20 protein-coding genes are annotated in these 18,962 nt (G+C 70.0%); 9 read left to right on the top strand and 11 right to left on the bottom strand.

Annotated elements, in window-relative coordinates:
- Window positions 1-452 precede the first annotated feature (452 nt).
- Both AYO52_RS11700 and AYO52_RS11695 read right to left on the bottom strand, forming a co-directional pair.
- Window positions 453-977, bottom strand: a complete 525-nt coding sequence (locus tag AYO52_RS11700; protein ID WP_067717410.1) for a carboxymuconolactone decarboxylase family protein — start codon at window positions 975-977, stop codon at window positions 453-455.
- Complete coding sequence (locus AYO52_RS11695) at window positions 974-1,570, bottom strand: peroxiredoxin (RefSeq protein WP_067717408.1); 597 nt, start codon at window positions 1,568-1,570, stop codon at window positions 974-976. Before AYO52_RS11695 ends, AYO52_RS11700 begins: the two co-directional genes overlap by 4 nt.
- A gap of 152 nt (window positions 1,571-1,722) precedes the next feature.
- Here AYO52_RS11695 and AYO52_RS11690 point away from each other — a divergent pair, with 152 nt between their 5' ends.
- Complete coding sequence (locus tag AYO52_RS11690) at window positions 1,723-2,658, top strand: hydrogen peroxide-inducible genes activator (RefSeq protein WP_067717406.1); 936 nt, start codon at window positions 1,723-1,725, stop codon at window positions 2,656-2,658.
- Window positions 2,659-2,678: 20 nt separating this feature from the next.
- Here AYO52_RS11690 and AYO52_RS11685 read toward each other — a convergent pair whose 3' ends face one another.
- From AYO52_RS11685 to gndA, 3 genes are read right to left on the bottom strand one after another with little or no spacing between them, the layout of a single operon-like run.
- Window positions 2,679-3,626 carry a hypothetical protein gene (locus AYO52_RS11685; RefSeq protein WP_067717404.1) on the bottom strand — a complete coding sequence of 316 codons (948 nt, stop codon included), beginning with the start codon at window positions 3,624-3,626 and terminating at the stop codon, window positions 2,679-2,681.
- Window positions 3,623-4,909 (bottom strand): DEAD/DEAH box helicase, encoded by a 1,287-nt coding sequence (locus tag AYO52_RS11680; protein ID WP_235027775.1) that lies wholly within the window; start codon window positions 4,907-4,909, stop codon window positions 3,623-3,625. The genes AYO52_RS11685 and AYO52_RS11680 overlap by 4 nt, the downstream gene beginning before the upstream one ends.
- Window positions 4,910-4,950: 41 nt before the next feature.
- Window positions 4,951-6,423: an NADP-dependent phosphogluconate dehydrogenase gene (gene gndA, locus AYO52_RS11675; RefSeq protein WP_067717399.1), complete on the bottom strand. Its 1,473-nt coding sequence runs from the start codon at window positions 6,421-6,423 to the stop codon at window positions 4,951-4,953.
- 298 nt (window positions 6,424-6,721) lie between these two features.
- Between gndA and AYO52_RS11670 the strand changes: the two genes are divergently transcribed.
- Both AYO52_RS11670 and AYO52_RS11665 read left to right on the top strand, forming a co-directional pair.
- Window positions 6,722-7,486, top strand: a complete 765-nt coding sequence (locus AYO52_RS11670) for a hypothetical protein (RefSeq protein ID WP_067717397.1) — start codon at window positions 6,722-6,724, stop codon at window positions 7,484-7,486.
- A gap of 107 nt (window positions 7,487-7,593) precedes the next feature.
- A complete protein-coding gene (locus AYO52_RS11665) occupies window positions 7,594-8,010 on the top strand; it encodes a PaaI family thioesterase (protein WP_067717395.1) in 417 nt (138 codons plus the stop codon).
- Window positions 8,011-8,109: 99 nt separating this feature from the next.
- Here AYO52_RS11665 and AYO52_RS11660 read toward each other — a convergent pair whose 3' ends face one another.
- A complete protein-coding gene (locus AYO52_RS11660; protein ID WP_067717394.1) occupies window positions 8,110-9,549 on the bottom strand; it encodes an NAD(P)/FAD-dependent oxidoreductase in 1,440 nt (479 codons plus the stop codon).
- Window positions 9,550-9,777: 228 nt separating this feature from the next.
- Here AYO52_RS11660 and AYO52_RS11655 point away from each other — a divergent pair, with 228 nt between their 5' ends.
- Together AYO52_RS11655 and AYO52_RS11650 are read left to right on the top strand one after the other, a co-directional pair.
- The gene (locus AYO52_RS11655) at window positions 9,778-11,118 is read left to right on the top strand and encodes a class I SAM-dependent methyltransferase (RefSeq protein WP_067717386.1); all 1,341 of its coding nucleotides are present in this window, start codon (window positions 9,778-9,780) and stop codon (window positions 11,116-11,118) included.
- 10 nt (window positions 11,119-11,128) lie between these two features.
- Window positions 11,129-11,608, top strand: coding sequence for a nitroreductase family deazaflavin-dependent oxidoreductase (locus tag AYO52_RS11650; protein ID WP_067717384.1), 480 nt, complete (start codon window positions 11,129-11,131; stop codon window positions 11,606-11,608).
- A gap of 62 nt (window positions 11,609-11,670) precedes the next feature.
- Here the strand turns inward: AYO52_RS11650 and AYO52_RS11645 are convergent, their stop codons facing one another.
- The gene (locus AYO52_RS11645) at window positions 11,671-12,153 is read right to left on the bottom strand and encodes a MaoC family dehydratase (RefSeq protein ID WP_067717382.1); all 483 of its coding nucleotides are present in this window, start codon (window positions 12,151-12,153) and stop codon (window positions 11,671-11,673) included.
- Window positions 12,154-12,217: 64 nt separating this feature from the next.
- Between AYO52_RS11645 and AYO52_RS11640 the strand changes: the two genes are divergently transcribed.
- Window positions 12,218-12,985 carry a thioesterase family protein gene (locus tag AYO52_RS11640; protein ID WP_067717380.1) on the top strand — a complete coding sequence of 256 codons (768 nt, stop codon included), beginning with the start codon at window positions 12,218-12,220 and terminating at the stop codon, window positions 12,983-12,985.
- On the opposite strand, the gene AYO52_RS18930 is transcribed toward AYO52_RS11640, so the two are convergent.
- The 3 genes from AYO52_RS18930 to AYO52_RS11625 all read right to left on the bottom strand — a co-directional run bounded on the left by AYO52_RS18930 (window position 12,969) and on the right by AYO52_RS11625 (window position 15,845).
- On the bottom strand, window positions 12,969-13,448 hold the full coding sequence (locus tag AYO52_RS18930) for an N-acetyltransferase (RefSeq protein WP_067717421.1): 480 nt from the start codon (window positions 13,446-13,448) through the stop codon (window positions 12,969-12,971). The two genes, AYO52_RS11640 and AYO52_RS18930, sit on opposite strands and share 17 nt — an antisense overlap.
- Window positions 13,449-14,004: 556 nt before the next feature.
- A complete protein-coding gene (locus tag AYO52_RS11630; RefSeq protein ID WP_067717414.1) occupies window positions 14,005-14,358 on the bottom strand; it encodes a cupin in 354 nt (117 codons plus the stop codon).
- Between the two features lie 56 nt (window positions 14,359-14,414).
- Entirely contained in the window at window positions 14,415-15,845 is a 1,431-nt protein-coding gene (locus AYO52_RS11625) for an L-lactate permease (RefSeq protein ID WP_067717377.1), read from the bottom strand.
- A 155-nt stretch (window positions 15,846-16,000) separates the two neighbouring features.
- Between AYO52_RS11625 and AYO52_RS11620 the strand changes: the two genes are divergently transcribed.
- Complete coding sequence (locus AYO52_RS11620) at window positions 16,001-16,744, top strand: MBL fold metallo-hydrolase (RefSeq protein WP_067717375.1); 744 nt, start codon at window positions 16,001-16,003, stop codon at window positions 16,742-16,744.
- 59 nt (window positions 16,745-16,803) lie between these two features.
- On the opposite strand, the gene AYO52_RS11615 is transcribed toward AYO52_RS11620, so the two are convergent.
- Complete coding sequence (locus AYO52_RS11615; RefSeq protein ID WP_082923965.1) at window positions 16,804-17,307, bottom strand: DUF309 domain-containing protein; 504 nt, start codon at window positions 17,305-17,307, stop codon at window positions 16,804-16,806.
- A gap of 107 nt (window positions 17,308-17,414) precedes the next feature.
- Here AYO52_RS11615 and AYO52_RS11610 point away from each other — a divergent pair, with 107 nt between their 5' ends.
- Window positions 17,415-18,197 carry an alpha/beta fold hydrolase gene (locus AYO52_RS11610; RefSeq protein ID WP_067717374.1) on the top strand — a complete coding sequence of 261 codons (783 nt, stop codon included), beginning with the start codon at window positions 17,415-17,417 and terminating at the stop codon, window positions 18,195-18,197.
- A 282-nt stretch (window positions 18,198-18,479) separates the two neighbouring features.
- Window positions 18,480-18,860, top strand: a complete 381-nt coding sequence (locus AYO52_RS11605; protein ID WP_067717372.1) for an SRPBCC family protein — start codon at window positions 18,480-18,482, stop codon at window positions 18,858-18,860.
- Window positions 18,861-18,962: the final 102 nt, after the last annotated feature.

Raw genomic sequence — 18,962 nt, 5'->3', positions numbered from 1 at the left:
CCTCACCTACTGGCGGAACCTCTAATTCTGCTGCCCGTAACCCTGCTGTCCGTATCCCTGGCCGGGGTAGGGCTCGTGACCTTGACCCTGACCGGGGTAGGGCTCCTGACCGTAACCCTGCCCCGGGTAGGGTTCCTGACCCTGCGTCGGGCCGTAATTCTGGTTCCCGTGGCCCTGTTCCCCGTAACCCCGGCCCCAGTTCGGCTCGCCCGGGCCGGGGTTGGACGGATCGTTCGGGAAGCCGTCCCCTGACGGGGTACCTCCGGTAGTCATGACGTCTCCAGATCGCTAGGTGCGCCGCGAAGGATTTCCCCCGGCTCTACATACGAACCTAGTGCCGGGGAGTGTTTTGCGGGAGGGGCAACTCGCCGCGCGCCCGCAACCGGAAGAGACGACAGGGCCCCGCTGACGCGCGGTCAGCGGGGCCCGTGTTCACCGGGGGAGGGTGAGGATCAGATGTTTGCGTCGATCTCGACGGCCTGTGCGACGCCGGCGACGGTGCCGGCGATCTTCACCGCCTCCCAGGCCTGCTCCTTGGTGATGCCCTCCTTGCGGATGACGGCATCGTGAGCGGCAGTACAGTTCTCGCAGCCGTTGATCGTGGAGACGGCCATCGACCACAGCTCGAAGTCGGCCTTCTCCACGCCCGGGTTGGCGATGATGTTCATCCGCAGGCCCATGCGGACCTGGGTGTAGTCATCGCCCAGGAACTCCTTGGCGCGGTAGGCCACGTTGTTCATCCCCATGATCGAGGCGGCGCCGAGGGCGGCGTTGAACGCCTCGTCCGACAGGTGCTGGCGGGCCTCGTCCGCGATCTCTGACAGGACGGTCGCCGACTTGGTCGCAGCGGCGGTGGCGAGGAACGTCCCCCAGAGCTGCTGCTGGTTCAGCTCGGTGGATCGCGCGAGCGAACCCAGGTTCAGCTTGAGATCCTTGGCGAACTCGGGGAGTCCGGACTTCAGGTTCTCGATGCTCACTTGATGCCCTCCTGCAGCATGTCCATCTTGTTGATGTTCTTCGTCGGGTCGTTCTTCTGCCAGTTGCAGGCGCAGACCTCGGACGACTGGAGGGCGTCGAGGACGCGGAGAACCTCGTCCACGTTGCGGCCGACAGCGTCCGGGGTGACCGAGACGAACTGGATGACGTTGTCCGGGTCGACGATGAAGGTGGCACGATCTGCGACACCGTCGGCGTTCTCCACGCCGAGAGCGCGGATGAGCTCGTGCTTGATGTCCGACAGCAGCGGGAACGGCACGGTCTTGAGCTCGTCGTTGGTCGCACGCCAGTTGAAGTGCGCGAACTCGTTGTCGATGGAGCCGCCGAGGATCTGCGTGTCGCGGTCCTGGAAGTCCTCGTCGAGCTTGCCGAACGCGGCGATCTCCGTGGGGCAGACGAAGGTGAAGTCCTTCGGGTAGAAGAAGATCACGCGCCACTTGCCCTCGTAGGACTGGTTGGTGACGGTCTCGAAGTAGTCCTCCGGCTGCTGGGCGTTGACCGCCTGCAGGTCACCGCCCTTGAGTGCGGTGAGTTCGAAGTCGGGGAACTGGTCGCCGATGGTGAGAATAGCCATGTGATCCTCCTGAGGATGTGCCTGTGTCGGACGGACGAACCCGACTATGCCCCACTTCCTATGAGAGGTAAAGTCGATGAGAGGTAGATCACTCATAGGATTGTGCAAATAATCATCGACTTCTGGTTATCGCCGGGCATAGACTCATCGACATGGCCGATCATCGGTTCGTTCCGAGTCTCATGCAGCTCCGGGTGTTCCTCGCGGTGGCGGAGCGGCTGCACTTTCGTAGCGCCGCGGAGGACCTCGGCATGAGCCAGCCCTCGCTGTCCCAGGCCCTGGCGACGCTGGAGGACGGGCTCGGTCTCCACCTGGTCGAGCGCAGCACCCGCTCCGTCCTCGTCACCCCCGCGGGTCACCGGCTCCTGCCGTACGCCCGGGCCGCGGTGACCGCGATGGACGCGGTGGCGGACGCGGCGGCGGGAAGCGACGGGCCGTTGTTCGGCTCGCTGCGCATCGGGGTCATCCCGACGGTGGCTCCCTATCTCTTGCCCGGGCTGCTGCCCGCACTGGGGGAGCGGTTCCCGGACCTGCGACCGAGGGTCGTCGAGGATCAGACGGCCAGGCTCCTGGACGGACTCCGGAGCGGCGTGATCGACCTGGCGATCATGGCCGTCCCCACGGACGCTGTGGGGGTGGCCGCCACGCCGCTGTACAGCGAGCCCTTCGCGCTCCTCGTGCCCGCGGATCACGAACTCGCGGGCAGAGAGGGGTTGCCCTTGGAGATCCTCGTCGACCAACCGCTGTTGATGCTCGACGAGGGGCACTGTCTGCGCGAACAGACGGTGGAACTGTGCCGCCGGGTGTCCGCCCCCGTGTTGGGCAGAGGGGAGTCCCGAGCCGCATCGCTGACCACCGCGGTTCGGTGTGTGGCGGGTGGTCTGGGCGTGACGCTCGTCCCCGAGTCCGCGGTCGGTCCCGAGACCCGGGATCCGGGGATCGCGGTCGCGAGGTTCGCTGATCCCGTCCCGGGCCGCACGATCGGATTGGTACTGCGCAGCGCCACCGCGGGAGCGGAAGCCTACGGCGAGTTCGGCAGAGTCGTCGCCGAGGTGGCCGTAGACCAGTTCGACGCGGCCCCGGTGTGACGAGTCCTCAGCTCACGTCCTCAGGTCACTAGATCGCCCACGGGGGACGCCAGGTCCTCCAGTGTGTCGACGGCGGCGAGGAATCTCGACCTGAGGCGCTGTGTGCGCTCCGTCCACTTCTTCTGGAACGCGACGAACTCGGCCCGACCCTCGCTGGTCTCCACCCGGATCGGTCGGAGCCCCCAGGAGGACAGATCGTAGGGGGAGGACCGCATGTCCACCTCCCGCGCGTCGAATGCCGCCGCGAGGGAGTCCAAGAGTAGTTCCCCCGGTGCTCCCGCCTCCACCGTCGCGGTGTGGGCGTAGATGTCCATTCCGGCGTGGAGACAGGCAGGCTGCTCCAGTCGGAGTTGGTCGTCCCGGGTCAGCGAATCCTGGTTTCGGGGGACGGCGGCATCGGTGAAGAAGCGGAAAGCGTCGAAGTGCGTGCACCGCAGGCGGGAACCTCGGACGACCTCGTCGATCCGCTCGTGTGGGAGCCGCAGGGGTACCCGGCCGTGCCGGACGTCCCCCTGTCCGGTCTCGTACAGCATCGCCCATTCGTGCAGACCGAAGCATCCGGTGGCGCCCCGGCGGGACGCGGTGGACGCGATCACGTCACGTGCCCGTGTGATCCTGCCGCCGGCGCGTCGCCACACCGAGGGTGCGTCGACCACGAGCCCCTCCCGGCCGGCCACACTCTCCCGGCGGTAGTGGCGCCAGTCCTGACGTTCGGTCAGGTGGGCGCTCTCCAGTAGGACACCCGGGCCCGGGTGCCACCGTCGGACGGTGGCGACGCTGGTGCGGTAGTAGGTGAAGAGGAAGTCGACGACCGGGTGTTGCTCGCCCCTGCGACGACGCTCCAGGTGGTCGGTGGTGAGACGGTCGACCCTGTCGTGGTGTCGCTGTTCGCGAAGGCGCCAGAGTTCTTCGGGAACGACGACCGGGGCACCGTCCCGATGACGGTCCCGTCGACGCGCGGAAGTCACGAGCGCTTCTTCCGTTTGGGGCGGTGAACCCGGGACTGCGTCGGACGTCGGGGTTGCGAGGGGCGGCGGGACCGCTCCGGCGGTGCGGGTGCCCTGCGGGCACGTGGCAGGACGATCTCCGGGCCGAACAGCGCGTCGATGACCCGCTCCGTGTCGGACCGGGAGGTGTCGACGATCTCGACCGTCATACCGGCCGAACGTGCCTGGTCGGCGACCTTGGCGACCTCGAAGGGACGGAGAACCGCGGCGACGACGCCGGCCCGGGCGTCGCCTCGACCGGTTCTCCCGGAGCGGTGGACGAGGTCGTCCATCGAGTGCGGTGGGCCCACGTGCACCACGTGTCCGATGCTGTCGATGTCGAGGCCCCGCCCCGCCAGGTCGGTGCTCACCAGGACCCTCACCGCGCCCGATGCCAGATCGGCGAACGCGGCCGCCCGGCGGGTGGGGGAGGCGGACCCCGCGACCCCGGCAGCGGTGACGCCGGTGTCGGCGATTGCCGAACGCAGGGGCTCCACGGCGTCCCGTCTGGGGACGAAGAACAGGCCACGGGTGCACCGTGCCGCCAGGCGGACCACCAGACGGTCCGGGTCCGGGGTCGAGAGCACCACCAGTCGACGAGGTGCCCCGGCCGCCTCGGAGTCGCCGCGGGTGGGGGCCGACGACGGGAGCGGTGAGTGCTCCACGCGGTGCACCCGGAGTCCCGGGCGTGTGCGTTCCAGAATCGACTCGATGTCGTCGTCGGCCGTGGCGGTGGTCGCCACGAGGCCCGCGCCGACGCAGTCGGCGAGAAGGGCCTCTGTCTGCTCGGCGAAGGACGGACCCAGCAGTTGATCGGCTTCGTCGAGCACCACCAGGTCCACACCGTCCAGGGACAGGGCCGAGGCGCGCACCAGGTCGGCGAGACGCCCGGGGGTCCCGACGGCCACGTCGACCGGAGCTATGAGCGCGCGCCGGTCCCGTTTGAGGGGTTGTCCCCCGACGAACGAGGCGATCTTCAGCCCGGCGCCCGCGCCCACCGCGGCGAGGACCTCGGCGTTCTGCTCGGCCAGTTCGCGAGTGGGGGCGACGACCAGGGCGCGGGGCCGGCCGGTCAGGCTCGGCGACCCGGCGAGGCGGTGGGCCACCGCGATGGCGAACACCAACGTCTTGCCCGATCCGGTGGGGGCGACGGCCAGGAGGTTCGCGCCCCCGACGGCATCCGCGAGGGCGGCGGCCTGGATCGGGGTGGGCGTCCCCGGAACCAGACCCGACACGGCGTGCCGGATCGGGACCGCGACTCCCAACTCCTCGAGCAGGCGGCCCAGTTCCCCGGGCCGCGGGCCGGTCAGGCCCGCACCTCTGAACGGTCGCCGCTCCAGAGGGTGTGGTAGCTCCCCTCTCGATCGGTGCGCTGGTAGGTGTGCGCGCCGAAGAAGTCACGCTGGCCCTGGATGAGCGCGGCCGGCAGGCGTTCGGTCCGGAGGCCGTCGTAGTAGGCCAGGGCGGCGGAGAACCCGGGTGCGGGGATCCCTGCGGTCACCGCGGTCGTCACGACCCGGCGCCAACTGTCCACGCAGTCGGACAGGGCCTCGGCGAAGTACGGCGCGGCGAGGAGTGAGGGGAGATCGCCGTTCTCGGCGTACGCCTCGCGGATGCGGTCGAGGAACGTGGCGCGGATGATGCAACCCCCGCGCCAGATGGTGGCGAGGTCACCGCGCGCCACTTCCCAGCCGTGCTCGGCGTTGGCAGCGGTGATCTGATCGAACCCCTGGGCGTAGGCGATGACCTTGGACGCGTAGAGCGCCTTGCGCACGTCCTCCACGAAATCGGGGCCGATCCCGGCGGGAGTGGATACGGAGCCCGCGGGCAGGGCCCGACCGGCTTCGCGCTGCGGAACCGAGCTCGAGAGGGCTCGCGCGAACACCGCCTCGGCGATACCGGTGACGGGGACGCCCAGGTCGAGAGCGGACTTGACGGTCCAGCGACCGGTGCCCTTCTGCCCGGCCCGATCCACGATCACGTCCACCAGGGCGGCGCCGGTCTCGGCGTCCACCTGGGCGAGGACCTCGGCGGTGATCTCGATGAGGTAGGAGTCGAGTTCGCCTGTGTTCCATTCGCGGAATGTATCGGCCATGGCGGCCGGCTCGATCCCGGCCACGCCCCGGAGGAGATGGTAGGCCTCGCCGATGAGCTGCATGTCCGAGTATTCGATGCCGTTGTGGACCATCTTGACGAAGTGACCCGAGCCGTCCTCGCCGACATGGGTACAGCAGGCGATCCCGTCGACCTTCGCCGAGATGTCCTCGAGCATCGGCCCGACGACCTCATAGCTGGAGGCCGGGCCGCCCGGCATGATGGACGGTCCCTCCAGGGCCCCTTCCTCGCCGCCGGAGATCCCGGCACCGATGAACCGGATTCCGCGCGCGGCCATGGCCTTCTCGCGCCGGATGGTGTCCGTGTACAGGGAGTTGCCACCATCGATGATGATGTCGCCCTCGTCGAAGGCATCGGCGAGCGCGTCGATCACTGCATCGGTCGGTGCGCCGGCCTGGACCATGACCAGTGCCCGACGGGGGGAACGCAGCGCTGCCGCGAACTCCTCGATCGTCTCGGTGCGGACGAAGTCCCCGTCATCGCCGTGCGCGCCGAGCAGTGCGTCGGTCTTCCCCGCGGAGCGGTTGTGGACGGCGACCGTGTACCCGTGCCGGGCGAAGTTGCGGGCGATGTTCGAGCCCATGACGGCGAGACCGGTCACACCGATATCGGCGGTTCCGGCAGTGTCGGAGGTGGGCGTCGCGCCTTCGCGTTCAGTGCTCATGGTGTTCAGAGTAGTCGACGCCCCCCCGGCCGGTCGGACCTGCGGTGATGGGTACCGACACTCACCGCGTGGCTGAACACCACCTGTGTTCTTGCTGACAGATCAGACGTGCACTGAGTGCACCGTTTGGCCGAACCGGGCGAAATCCCTTGGTTACGGACGGGTGTCTGTTGTAACACTTAATACCGGCCGGATGACCTGGGCCACTGCGGATCGGGGGGTCGGATCGCGGTGCCGGGACGTACTTCGTAGGGACGGACCGGCCGTGTAGAGGAACCGACTAGGGGGAAGACCAGACATGACCGGCTCAACGCTGCCCACGCAGTTGATGGGGACACGCACCGTGTTCGACGACACGGTCGAGGCGCTCGGCGGCTTTCGCGCGGGCTATCCCAAGTTCTACTCGATCGCTGATCTGGGCACGCAGTCGCGACGTCGGTGGGTGCCGCTCGAGCAGGCGGTCGACAGCGGGCGGGTGGAACTCATGTTCCGCAACCACTTCGCGGAGTCCGGCGATATCCGTTTCTCGACCTATCTCGTGGCGGAGGCATTCACCCACGGCGTCCTCGGCAGGGCCGTGGCCAGTTTCGTCACCATCGGCAGGGTGTGGGACACCGGCGCCGAGAACATGGCCGTGCGAACCGACATCGAGGGCGGCCTGGACTGGGCGGGCGTCCGCGACACCACCCTGAGGATGCTGCCCGACGACCCCGTCGCGGGTTCGCCCGGCACCGTGATCCTGCCCTGCGAGCAGGCATTGGCGCAGTGGCTCGCCTGCCGGTCGCGCGCGACACTGACGACGGTGTTCGAGGGGCTGTCGGCGGTGAGCAACTGCAGTGTGGAGACGCTGTGGTCGATGGCGGGCGAGTGCGTCCTCGGCGCCGCGACGATCGTCCCCACGTTCGCGGAGACCAGTCAGGAGACCGGCTACCGTCGCGGGCAGATGGTCCTGCAGGCTCTCCACGACTCGGGCCTGGCGGTCCGGCGACGGAGCCGGCTCCCACGCACCCCCGGTGCCGGGCCGATCCCCGTGCGGGACCGCGGTTGGCGATCGGTCCGCTGAGCGTCGTAGGCGCGCTGCGCGTCGAGGGAGTCGCGACGGGCGCCCGTCCCCGCGGGTAACGTTCCGTCCCGGACGCCCGGGCACGCCGGGCCGGGGAAAGAGGTCGGATGTCCGAGGCGGCTCGTAGCGAATTCATCAACATGATCCGTTCCCATTCCGGGACCGGGTTCGGCGGCGGGATCGGGATGGAATACACCGAGGTGACGCCCGACAAGGTGGTCGTCACGGTGACGGTGGGGCCGCATCTCCACCAGCCCTACGGGATCGTCCATGGCGGTGTGTACTGCGCGATCGCGGAGGAGGTCGCGAGTATCGCCGGCGCGGTGTGGCTCGGTGGCGAGGGCAAGGTGGTCGGTGTCAACAACTCCACCGACTTCCTGCGCGCCGTCACGGAGGGCACCCTCACGGCGACGGGCACGCCCGTCCACCGCGGCCGCTCACAGCAACTCTGGCGGGTCGAGATCGAGGACGACCGGGGGCGCACCGCAGCGGTCGGGCAGGTACGGCTCGCGAATCTCCAGTAAGCGGGCAGGGAAGCGTCTGAGACCGGGAGAACTCCCTGGCAGAGAGAAAGACGCGCCCGGCGGGTGGATCCCGCCGGGCGCGTCGCCGTCTCGCCCCGGTCAGTCGGTCGTGGCCGAGGCGGACGCCGACTGCTGCGCCTCGACGCGGGACCGCTCGGCCGACTGGAGTGCGGCCGCCTCGTCCGCAGCCACCCGCTCGATGGCCTGGCGCGCGTAGACCCACTGCTTGGTGGAGGTCAGCTGCGACCGGTGGTCGCCGCCCATGTGCATGCCCCACGAGAACATGGTGGTGATCCGGTTCTTGAAGCCGATCAGGTAGGCGAGGTGTACCACCAGCCACATGACCCAGGCGATGAAGCCCGAGATCTCGATCGGTCCCATCTTCACGACTGCGCTGTAGCGCGACACCGTGGCCATGGACCCCTTGTCGAAGTACTTGAACGGCTTCCGCTCGGCTGGGGTCCGGCCCTTCTCCACCTCGGCCATGATCTGCTTGGCCGCATACTTGCCGCCCTGGATGGCGACCTGCGCGACACCGGGCAATCCGTCGAGGCTCATCATGTCGCCCACGACGAAGATCTCCGGGTGACCGGGCAGTGAGAGGTCCTTGTTGACCAGCACGCGCCCGGCACGGTCGATCTCCGCATCCGTCTGGTCGGCGAGTTGCTTGCCGAGCGGGCTGGCCTTGACGCCCGCGGACCAGATCTTGCACGAGGCGTCGATCCGGCGGACCGAATCGTCCGGGTCCTTGACCTCGATGCCCTGGTAGTCGACGTTGGTGACCATGGCGTTGAGCTGGATCTCGACGCCCATCTTCTCCAGCCGAGCGCGGGCCGCGTGGCCGAGGTTGTTTCCGAACGGGGGCAACACGGCCGGGGCGGCGTCGAGGAGGATCACGCGTGCGGACGCCGGATCGATGCGGCGGAAGCTGTCCTTCAGGGTGTGCTGGGCGAGCTCGGCGACCTGACCCGCCATCTCGACCCCGGTCGGGCCGGCCCCGACGATGATGAAGGTCAGCAGCCGGCGGCGCTCCTCCTCGTCGTCGATGACCTCGGCCTGCTCGAAGCAGCCGAGGATGCGGCTGCGCAACTCGAGCGCATCGTCGACGGTCTTCATCCCCGGCGCCCACCGCTCGAAGTGGTCGTTCCCGAAGTAGGACTGGTTGGCCCCCGCGGCGACGACCAGGCTGTCGTACTCGAGATCGAAGTCGATGTGTCCTGCCGAGGCGTGGATCCTCTTCCCTGCCACGTCGATCGTGTCGACATCACCCAGGACCACGGTGGCGTTCTTCTGATCCCTCAGGATGAGTCGCGTCGGCGGGGCGATCTCGCCCACGGAGAGGATGCCGGTGGCCACCTGGTACAGCAGGGGCTGGAACAGGTGGTGGCCGGTCCTGGCCACCAGGGTCACGTCGACGTCCGCTTTGGCGAGCTGCTGCGCGGCGAACAGACCGCCGAAGCCGGAGCCGACGATGACGACGCGGTGCCGGCGGCCGGCCGGTGCGGTGGCTGTGACCTGGTCGGTTGCGGGCTCGGTCATGGCGGCTCCTGATGAGGCTGGTCTGGGTTGAGGGGCTCGGTGGCCTCGTCGGTCTGGGGCCCGCGCGGGATGACGCCGGGCACGGGTCCCCAGGATAGTGCTCCGCCTGACCCCGTGCACAGGTAGCCGCACCGCACGCGGGTGGGTGGCCCCCCGCCGCGCCTGACCGGGCGGACGCGCAGGCGACGGTACCGTCCACCTGACGAGAGCCCCGGAGGGAGGGACAGGGTGGTCAGAGTCGAACCGCAGACCGTCGACCTCGAACGCTGGCCCGCGCTCGCGCCACCGTCCGGACCGGGGGGACAGCCCTCGGCGCTCGTCGCCCAGGCGCTCCGGCGGTCGGCGCGCGAGCTCGGGGTGCGGATCGACTACCCCGATTCGTCGGCGGCCGGAGAGTACGACGCCCCGGTGCGCGTGGTACTGCGCGAACCCGATCACTTCTGGGCCCGGCTGGCGGACGCCGGCGTGGTGGGGCTCGGCGAGTCGTTCATGGCGGGCGACTGGGCTACTCCGGACCTGTGTGCCGCCATCGCGGTGCTGGCCCCGTGGATCGCCTCGAACGCCGACTGCGCGCACCCTGGTGAACGCGCGTACGGCCGGGAGGGTCGCGGCCCCGCCGGTGGCGGTCGTCGGCGTGGCGGGCCGGTCGCCGTGGAACTGGAGGATTCGGTCCCCGGCGCGCTGACCTCGCTGTACACGGACGAGACGATGTCGACCGCGGGTGCAGTGTTCGCTTCCGGAGCGCGCACCCGTGCCCGGTTGGACGACGGGACCGAGGTCGTGCACCTCGAAGCGCCGGCGGCTGCGCCCCGCCGCACCGACCTCGGCGACGCCCAACGCCGGGCCGCGGACACCCTGTTGACGCTGGCCGGGATCGGGGAGGGGACCCGTGCCCTGGTCGCCACACCGGGGTGGGGCGAACTGCCCATGAGGGCTGCCGAGCGCGGGGCGCACGTCCGAACCATGACATCGTCGACGGAGAGACTGGCGACGCTCGGGTCGAGGTTCACCGCGGCAGGTCTCGACGAGGAGATCTCGCTGTTCCTCGGAGCGCCGTCGGAAGTCGCGGGCGCGGTCGACTCCGTCGTCGCGGTGGACCCCGGCATCACCGCCGGATCCGCCGGGCACGCCGAGGTCCTCGCCGTGGCCGCCCGGCTTCTCGGCCCGGGGGGCCGTCTCGCCCTCCAGACGACGGTCTCACCGGGTCGGCCCACCCCGGCGGTCGTGGAGCTGGCCGCGTGGGAGTCCCGTTACGTGTCCGAGGCGGGTCCCCCGGTGGGGTGGTCGGAACTCGTCGAGATGGTCGACCGGGCGCCCTGTCTGACGCTCCGGGGGCGGGTGGAGATCACCGCTCATCATGCGGAGACCGTGCGCCTGTGGTCGGAGACGTTCGCACAGCGCGGACGCGATGCCGCCGCGCTGGGGTTCGACGCCGTCTACCGACGGATGTGGTCGTTCCACCTGGCGGCCTTGGAGACCGGGCTCCGCAGTGGATGGGTCGAGTCGGTTCAGCTGCTCGCGACGGCCGGTGAGGCGGTCCGGCGGCGCGCGGACGGGCGCACGACATAGGGTTTGCCCCATGGGCAACATCCTCACCCCGATCGCCGTGTGGGTCGGCCGACAGGACGCCACCCGGGAGAACTCTCACCTTGTCGTGACGGTGGACCGGTGGCTCGACCGGGTCACCCGCGGGCGGGTGCCGCTTCTCCGGGTCGCGGGGCTGCCCACTCTGACCCTGCACGTCCCTGGTCGCAAGAGCGGCGCACCACGCAGCACGTCGCTGTTGTGCGCGTCGTGGGGGAACGGGCTGGTCGTCGTCGGGTCGAACTGGGGTGGGCAGAAGACCCCGGCCTGGGTCCATAATCTCCGGGCCGCCGCCGAGGGCGAGGTCGAGATCTCGGTCTACGGCGCGAGGCTGGTCGTGGACGTCCGTGAATTGACCGGTGACCAGCGGGACTCGGCATGGTCGGCGGCGGCCCGTGTCTGGCCGAACTACGAGATCTACGCTCGGCGCACCAGCCGCGAACTACCCGTCTTCCACCTCACCCCCCGTCTGTAGCCGCGGGGGCGGCCCCGGGTGGGGCCGGGGTCTGTAGTCACGTCCGCGCCGGGCGGCCCGGGTCATCCGCGACGGGCGACCATGTTCATCGCGGTGGCGGTGAGGATCGGATCCCCGTCCTGGTTGACCAGCGTGACATCGGTGGTGAGCACGCCGCGGTCCGGCTTGGTCCTGGACGGTCGGACCTCGGTGGTCTCGCAGAGCAGGGTCAGACGGTCGCCCGGCCGCAGCGGGCGCACCCACCTCAGTTCGTCGATGCCGGGGGAGGCCAGGCTCGCCACGCTGGTCAGGTAGTTGTCCGCGAACAGGCGCATCATCAGTGCGGCGGTCTGCCACCCGCTGGCGATGAGTCCGCCGAACGGGCCGGCGGCGGCCGCCTCGGGATCGGTGTGGATGCTCTGCGGGTCGTACCGACGCGCGAACTCCATGATCTCGTCGGCGTCGACCGACTCCTCACCGAACCGGTACCTCGCGCCCTCGGTGTAGTCCTCGAGGTACCTGTCGTCGATCGGGGCGGTGAACTCGTCGTACGTCTCGTCCTGCATCGTCTCTCCCACGTCGGTGTGTACGCTTTTTAGTTAATCACCACTCACCGACTGGAGGACGGAGATGGCGTACTTCGATCGCCTCGGGCCGGACAGATTCCGCCCGACCGAGCACGTGAGCGGAGCGTGGGACGAGTCGACCCAGCACATCGGACCCGCACTCGGTCTGCTCGTCCACGCCGTCGAGCTCGACCTGGCCGCTCGTCGCGACGATTCCATGGTGGTGTCCCGCCTGTCCTACGAACTGCTCGGTGTGGTGCCGATGGACATCATGGACATCCGGGTGGAGGTCGTCCGACCGGGGCGCACCATCGAGTTGGTCGAGGCCACCTGTGGGCACGGCGAGCGCACCGGCATCCGACTGCGGGCGTGGCTGCAGCAGCCCCGCGATACCGAGGCGATCGCGGGCGCCGGATTCGCCCCGATCCCGCCGCCGGAGCGGATGGAGCCGTGGGACCCCACCACGATCTGGCGCGGGGGGTACCTCGCCTCGGTCGAGGTCCGGCGGATCAGCGACGGCCCCGGCCGGTCGCGGTACTGGGTCCGTACCGGCGTCCCACTCCTGACCGGCGAGGATGTCAGCGCACTGGCGCGGATGGCCGCTCTGTTCGATATCGCCAACGGGATGGCGGTCCGGGCCGATCCGACGTCGGTGCACTATCCGAACATCGACCTCACCGCGCACCTCACCCGCCCGCCGGCAGGCGAGTGGTTGGGGTTCGACACACGCGTGACCTTCGGGCCCGGCGGGCTGGGGCTGACGTCGAGCGTGATCCACGATGAGGCCGGACCGTTGGGGACCGTCGCCCAGTCGCTCACAGTCCGACCGTGAGCTGTCGGAGATAGCACCGCATGCCGGAGCCGGTGTCGGGGTCGCGGTCGGAGAACCCGTGCCGTTCGTAGAACCGACGGGCACCGGCGTCGTTGGTGTCCACGTTGATGAGTATCTCCTCGCTGCCGCGGGACCGCACCTCGTCGACGGCGCGGGCCAGCAGCGCGGTCCCCACCCCGTTCCCGCGGAGGTCATGACGGACGTAGAGTTCCTCGAGCTGTGCCAGCGGACCGTCCCACAGGGGGGTGGGGCGCAGGGTGAGGAACGCGAACCCGATGTCCGCCGTGTTCTCGCCGCCGATATCCGAGCCGACTCGAGCGAGGACCGCCAGGACGTCGTCCCGGCGCAGCAGGTACTCGAATCGGGCGGCGGCGGTGGGGCCGTCCGGGGTCTCCGCGCCGAATTCGGTGTTGAAGTCGAACAGCAGGCGCCCCAGTGACTCCGCGTCCGCGGGCGTGGCCATGCGGATCTCCGCCGGTTCGGCAGGACGCGCCGGGGCCTGCGAAGTGTCCTCTACAGATGGTGCGGCCGTGTCGAGTAACTGGCGCAGGCGGTCGAGATCCTCGGCCACGGCGGCGGCGTCCCGTTCGACGTCGTCCTCGTCGGCGCCGCCGTCGGCTCCACGCAGGGTGAACACCACCTCGCTCCCATGCGGATGGGGAAGGACCCGCAGGGGGTTGAGGGTGACCGTCCCGTCGGGGAGTGTGACCTCGTGGTCCAGGACACCGAACGCGTTGGTGGGCGCGAACCGGACGCGGACCTCGCCCATGGGGGAGTTGACGACGAGAATGTCGCCGTCGGATCGCACCTCACCCGCCGCGAGTCCGGCCGCCCACGACGGCAGGTGGGCGGGGTCGGCGGCGAGGGCGTAGACCTCGTCGGGGGAGCGGCGGATGACCACGCCCAGGTGCCGGGTGCGCATGGGACGAGTATCCGCCGCGTCCGCCGTCCGCGCCAGGGTGCAGCAGAGGCAAAGTGGTCAGACTGTGGCGCGGGTGGTCGGGATGTGGCGCGGGTGGTCAGGGAGTGGCGGGTTCGTCGTAGCTGCCCTGGCCGGCGATGCTGGTGACCGTCGTCAGGAGGAAGACGGAATCGGCGAGCGCGGTGACGGCGTGGCGGTGGTGGGTGAGTGTGTGCAGTTCGCCAGCGGCGATGTCGGTGTCCCCCTCGCCCGTGACGCGGACGGCGCCCTGGAGGAGGTAGAGGCTCGCGGCCGGGGGAGAGTTGTGCTCCTCGAGTTCGGTGCCCTCCGTCAGCGCGAGCAGGGACTGCCGGAGCGGCCCCTCGCGAACGAGGATCTCGGCGTGGCGTCCGTGTGCGGACTCCTTCGCGCGGGCGAGGATGCGGTCGGCGGTCTCGGTCACATGGTTCATGGTGGAACTCACTGCCTCTCGGTGTGAACTGCCTCTTGGGTCGCGTGGTCCGCACCCTACGCCAAGACGGCGACCGCCGCGCAGAGCATGATCGTGGCGGCCACGACGGCGGTGGCCAGCGTCCGGGTGGCGGCGCCGGGGAGCCGGGTGTGTCCGGCCATGACCACGCCGACGGCCAGGGCGACGCGCGGGGGCGAGACGATGATGGCGAACGACCCGCCGACGTTCTGGCCGGCGAGAGTGACGAGGCTGTCGGCTCCCAGCCCGGTCGCGGCGCCGGAGGTGGCGGAGGAGAACATGGCCGCCGCGCCGGTGTTGGTGCCGGTGAGGTAGCCGCCCAGCGCCCCGATGGCCGGGATGCCGGCCAGTGACGCAGGTCCGAACCCGGACGCGAGATCGGCGAGGTGGGCGGCCATCCCGGCGGCGGCCATGACGACGCCGATGGACATGAACACGATGGCGTTGCCCGCTACGGGGACCCACGTCGCCAGCGCCGTCCGGACCAGGTTTGTCACGGGCGGGCCCGGTGTGGTGTAGACGCGGAGCGCGACGAGGGCCGCGACGTTCACCCAGAGGGCGGGGGAGGTGAGCCATCCCGTCCCGGCCGGGGCGCCGGCGAGGGCGAGCACGGCGCTGGCGCCGAGGATCCCCGCGAGCAGGACCGCGAACGGGATGAGTGCGCGCCCGAGCTCGGCGGTGACCGCGGGGAGAACGCCGTGCCGGGCGCGCCCGACCCCCAGGAGGAGGGCGATCACGGCGGTCGAGGCGAGGATGCCCGACGGGGGGACGCCGACCGCCGCGTTGGCCGCGACGAGGGCGGCCCACTGGGTCACGACGACGGCGGCGCCGAGAACCACGTGGCGCGCGGAGGGCCGGGTGGAGACGACGACGAGGACGGTCGTCATGCTCACGAGGAGGACCGGCAGGGTCAGGAGAGCCGACCAGTATCCGAGTTCCGCGACGTCCTGACCGCCGAGCTCCGCGGCCACGAGGGTGCCGGGGCCGAGGGAGCCCCACGGGACCAGGACCAACCCGAGCAACCCCGTGACGACGGCCTTCACCGGCGACAGTCCCATCCGGACGAGAAGCGGGGCGGTGATCACCACGCCGAGTCCGAAGCCGGTGACCGACTCCATGAACGGGGTCAACCCGAAGACCAGCAGCAGGATCGCGGGCACCCGGTCGTCGCCGGAGCCGACTCGTTCGAGCCATCCGGCGATGTGATCCCTGCTCCCGGTCGCCGACAGGGCGGTGGCCAACAGGACGCCGCCGAGGAGGATGAGAGCGACCTCGAGGACCGTCGGCCCGAGTTGCGCCAGTGAGGCGAGGACCTCGTCGTCGTCGGGCCGGAAAACGGTGATCGCACCGACGAGCGCGGCCACCAGGCCGGCGCTTCCCGCCAGGAGAGAGAGGGAGCGGAGCGCCAACAGGGCCAGGACCACCACGACCGGCGCGACGGCGGCGCCGGTCTGCACGAGAGCGCTCACTGCACCCAACCTACCCAGGTGGCCCGGGGCCAGCGGTTGCGAGAGCGCCGGACGGCGAGCAGCCTCGTCACACAACTGCGGGCGCAACCGCGGGCGGGTGAGACGTCGACGCGATCCGCGGTCGACCGCCCGAGACACCGACGGAGAGGAGCACCGTGGACGCCACCGAAGTCGCCGACCGGGTCCACCGCCTGGCGCATGCCCACGTCAACTGTTATCTCGTGGAGGACGATGACGGGGTGACCCTCGTCGACGCCGGCCTGCCGAGCATGTGGGACCTCATGACCGAGACACTCCGTCGGCTGGGCCGTGGTCCCGCCGACGTGCGGGCTCTCGTACTCACCCACGGGCACTTCGACCACGTCGGCTTCGCACGGCGCGCCCGGGTCGAGCTGGAGGTGCCGGTGCTGGTGCACCCCGCGGACGGACACCTGGCCGCGCACCCCTACAGCTACACACCCCAGCGCAACCGCTTCCTGTACCCGTTCACCCATCCCCGGTCGCTTCCCGTGCTCGGAAGGATGGCCATGGCCGGCGCTCTCACGATCAAGGGGGTCGAGGGCACCGAGGAGCTACCGGTGGGTCCCGCTCTCGACGTCCCGGGTCGTCCCGTGGCGATGTTCGCCCCCGGGCACACCGGAGGGCACTGCATCCTGCACCTACCCGACCGGGACACGGTCCTCAGCGGGGACGCCCTGGTCACCCTGGACCCGTACACCGGCGCCACGGGACCGCAGATCGTCGCCTCGGCGGCCACGGCCGACACCGCCCGCGCGATGGAGTCCCTCGGCCCGATCGCCGCCACCGGGGCCTCGACCGTCCTGCCCGGACACGGCGAACCCTGGACCCACGGTGTCGACGCCGCGGTCGGATACGCCCGCGCCGTCGGCGAACACTGATCAGAGCGCATCACCGCACGAGAGCAGGGAGACCCGAGGGGAGGAGTGTCTGGCGGAGGTCAGGGGAGAGCTGACGGGACGAGAAGCCGCGGCGTCAGCTGATCCGGAGAGGGTTCGTCGCCCCGCTCGACGGTGGCGATGAGTGCGTCAGCGTGGGAGATCAACCCTGTCGCATCGATCCCGTGAGGCGCGGGGCCGCCGCCGTGGCCGATACGTTCGGCGGCACGGGCGAGCAGCGACAATGCCCCCTTGGTGTTGCCGCGCTGGATGTGCGTGATGCCGACGGCCAACTGGGCCAGGCCCTGCCAGAGCATGCGCTCGTCATCGGGACTGGTCTTCCAGGCACCCTCGAGAACTTCGTGTGCATTGAACGCGAGGCCGCGGTCCAGCAGTTCCTGTGCCCATTCCAGCGATCGGGCGGGGGGCAGATCGAGATCCTCGGGAATGCGCTCGACACCGACGCTGCCGATCGGCAACGGCCGACCGAGTTCATCGCGTGGGCGCGAATTGCGCGCGCGGCCGTCTTCGTCGCGATCGCGGTCCATGCCGGGTGGGGTGCGCATGGCGCCATCGTCCCATCAGTTGACGACGGCCGGCCACCTCGGACCCGGGCCCTGATCGTGACACGTCACGCGCGCCCTTTCATCCGCGCGCTCCGTAGGCTTGTCCCATGACGTTGCATCATGTTCGACGCGGGCAAGGTAGCCCTCTACTTCTCGTGCACGGACTCGGCGCGGGGTGGCGATCGTGGGAACCCATCATCGACGATCTGGCAGCGCGTCGCGAGGTCATCGCGGTCGACCTGCCGGGTTTCGGCGAGTCCCCACCGCTGGAGGGTGAGGTGTCCATAGCGGCGCTGGCTGACGCCGTCGCCCGGTTCATCGAAGAGTCGGGTCTGGACGGGGTGTCCACGGCCGGACAGTCGATGGGTGGGCGGATCGTTCTCGAGCTGGCCCGGCGCGGCGTCGGTGGCGACACCGTGGCGCTGGACCCCGGCGGGTTCTGGAGTGATCGCGAGCTGGCGATCTTCAGCGCCACACTGCGGCCGTCGATCGCCCTGGTCAGCGCTGTGCGCGGAGCGCTCCCGGCACTCCTGGGCAATCCGGTGAGTCGGACCGCCCTGCTGGCGCAACTGTCTGCGCGGCCATGGGCGCTGTCGGCACAGACCGTGCTGCCCGACGTGGCCGGGCTGGCAGACGCACCGGCGACGGGCCCGGCGATGGACGCGCTCACGAAGGGCCCCACACAGCAGGGTGCCCCCGCGGGCACGGTCCCGGGACGGGTCACCATCGGGTGGGGGCGTCGCGATCTGGTGACACTCCCGGCCCAGGCCCGGCGAGCCGCCGGCGCGTTCCCCGACGCGACACTGCACTGGTTCGATCGGTGCGGCCACTTCCCGCAATGGGACGCGCCCCGGGAAGCGACTCGGCTCATCCTGGACCGGACCAGCTGACCCGGCGCATCCGCGGTAGTGGTGTGGTGACCACCATGGGCGGTTGCGCCCGCAGAAGCTCTGCAACCATGGGCTGATGATCCGTCACACGCGCGACCGGGGGAGACCGCCATCGCAGTGGTGGAGTAACCCACCGCGAGGCGAGGGCGGAGAAGCCCGGGAGCCGTACAGCCGGGCCGGACGATGAAACACCTCGCGTCCGCCACTGCACTGAGTTCGGCTGCACTGAGTTCCGCTGCGCTGAGTTCGATGCTGAGAATGCGAAGTACCTTCCGCCGAGGGATGTGGACGACCGAACTGCGGATGCACGTGGATGCGGAGACGGTGTGGTCAGTGATCACCGACGTGCAGAGCTGGCCGCGATGGGGGCCCACCGTCTCGGACGCCCGGGTCGACGGTGACTCCGGCCTGACAGCCGGCTCGCGAGGGACGGTCACGACCGCGGTGGGGCTGTCCCTGCCCTTCGAGATCACCGAGTTCGTGGAGGGGCGGCTCTGGGCGTGGAAGGTGGCTGGAGTGAGCGCTACCCGGCACGAGGTGATCGAGGTACCGGGTGGTTGTGTCCTCAGCTTCGGTGCTCCGGTCTGGGCGGCGGGATACCTGCCGGTGCTGGCGATCGCGCTGCCGCGCATCGAACGGATCTCCGTCGAACGAGCTCACTGAGAGGCGTCGGCGTGGATCGCGCAGCAGGACGGTGGCATGTGACCACCGCGCCGATGGGGATGGGACAGCGGTATTCGAGGTGGAAGGTCTGCGTATTAGATT

The sequence above is a fragment of the Dietzia sp. 111N12-1 genome (genome assembly GCF_001658045.1).
GTDB lineage: Bacteria > Actinomycetota > Actinomycetes > Mycobacteriales > Mycobacteriaceae > Dietzia > Dietzia kunjamensis.
The sequence above is the reverse complement of the archived record's forward strand: the minus strand, read 5'-3'. Positions and strand labels throughout refer to the sequence as shown.

What these genes read in the sequence shown, in the direction of transcription:
- AYO52_RS11605 (WP_067717372.1), top strand. Translation starts at nt 18,480, where the DNA reads ATGTGGACGACCGAACTGCGGATGCACGTGGATGCGGAGACGGTGTGG.
- AYO52_RS11665 (WP_067717395.1), top strand. Translation starts at nt 7,594, where the DNA reads ATGTCCGAGGCGGCTCGTAGCGAATTCATCAACATGATCCGTTCCCAT.
- AYO52_RS11615 (WP_082923965.1), bottom strand. Translation starts at nt 17,307, where the DNA reads ATGCGCACCCCACCCGGCATGGACCGCGATCGCGACGAAGACGGCCGC.
- AYO52_RS11660 (WP_067717394.1), bottom strand. Translation starts at nt 9,549, where the DNA reads ATGACCGAGCCCGCAACCGACCAGGTCACAGCCACCGCACCGGCCGGC.
- AYO52_RS11690 (WP_067717406.1), top strand. Translation starts at nt 1,723, where the DNA reads ATGGCCGATCATCGGTTCGTTCCGAGTCTCATGCAGCTCCGGGTGTTC.
- AYO52_RS11645 (WP_067717382.1), bottom strand. Translation starts at nt 12,153, where the DNA reads ATGCAGGACGAGACGTACGACGAGTTCACCGCCCCGATCGACGACAGG.
- AYO52_RS11640 (WP_067717380.1), top strand. Translation starts at nt 12,218, where the DNA reads ATGGCGTACTTCGATCGCCTCGGGCCGGACAGATTCCGCCCGACCGAG.
- AYO52_RS11650 (WP_067717384.1), top strand. Translation starts at nt 11,129, where the DNA reads ATGGGCAACATCCTCACCCCGATCGCCGTGTGGGTCGGCCGACAGGAC.
- AYO52_RS11670 (WP_067717397.1), top strand. Translation starts at nt 6,722, where the DNA reads ATGACCGGCTCAACGCTGCCCACGCAGTTGATGGGGACACGCACCGTG.
- AYO52_RS11610 (WP_067717374.1), top strand. Translation starts at nt 17,415, where the DNA reads ATGACGTTGCATCATGTTCGACGCGGGCAAGGTAGCCCTCTACTTCTC.
- AYO52_RS11630 (WP_067717414.1), bottom strand. Translation starts at nt 14,358, where the DNA reads ATGAACCATGTGACCGAGACCGCCGACCGCATCCTCGCCCGCGCGAAG.
- gndA (WP_067717399.1), bottom strand. Translation starts at nt 6,423, where the DNA reads ATGAGCACTGAACGCGAAGGCGCGACGCCCACCTCCGACACTGCCGGA.
- AYO52_RS18930 (WP_067717421.1), bottom strand. Translation starts at nt 13,448, where the DNA reads ATGGCCACGCCCGCGGACGCGGAGTCACTGGGGCGCCTGCTGTTCGAC.
- AYO52_RS11695 (WP_067717408.1), bottom strand. Translation starts at nt 1,570, where the DNA reads ATGGCTATTCTCACCATCGGCGACCAGTTCCCCGACTTCGAACTCACC.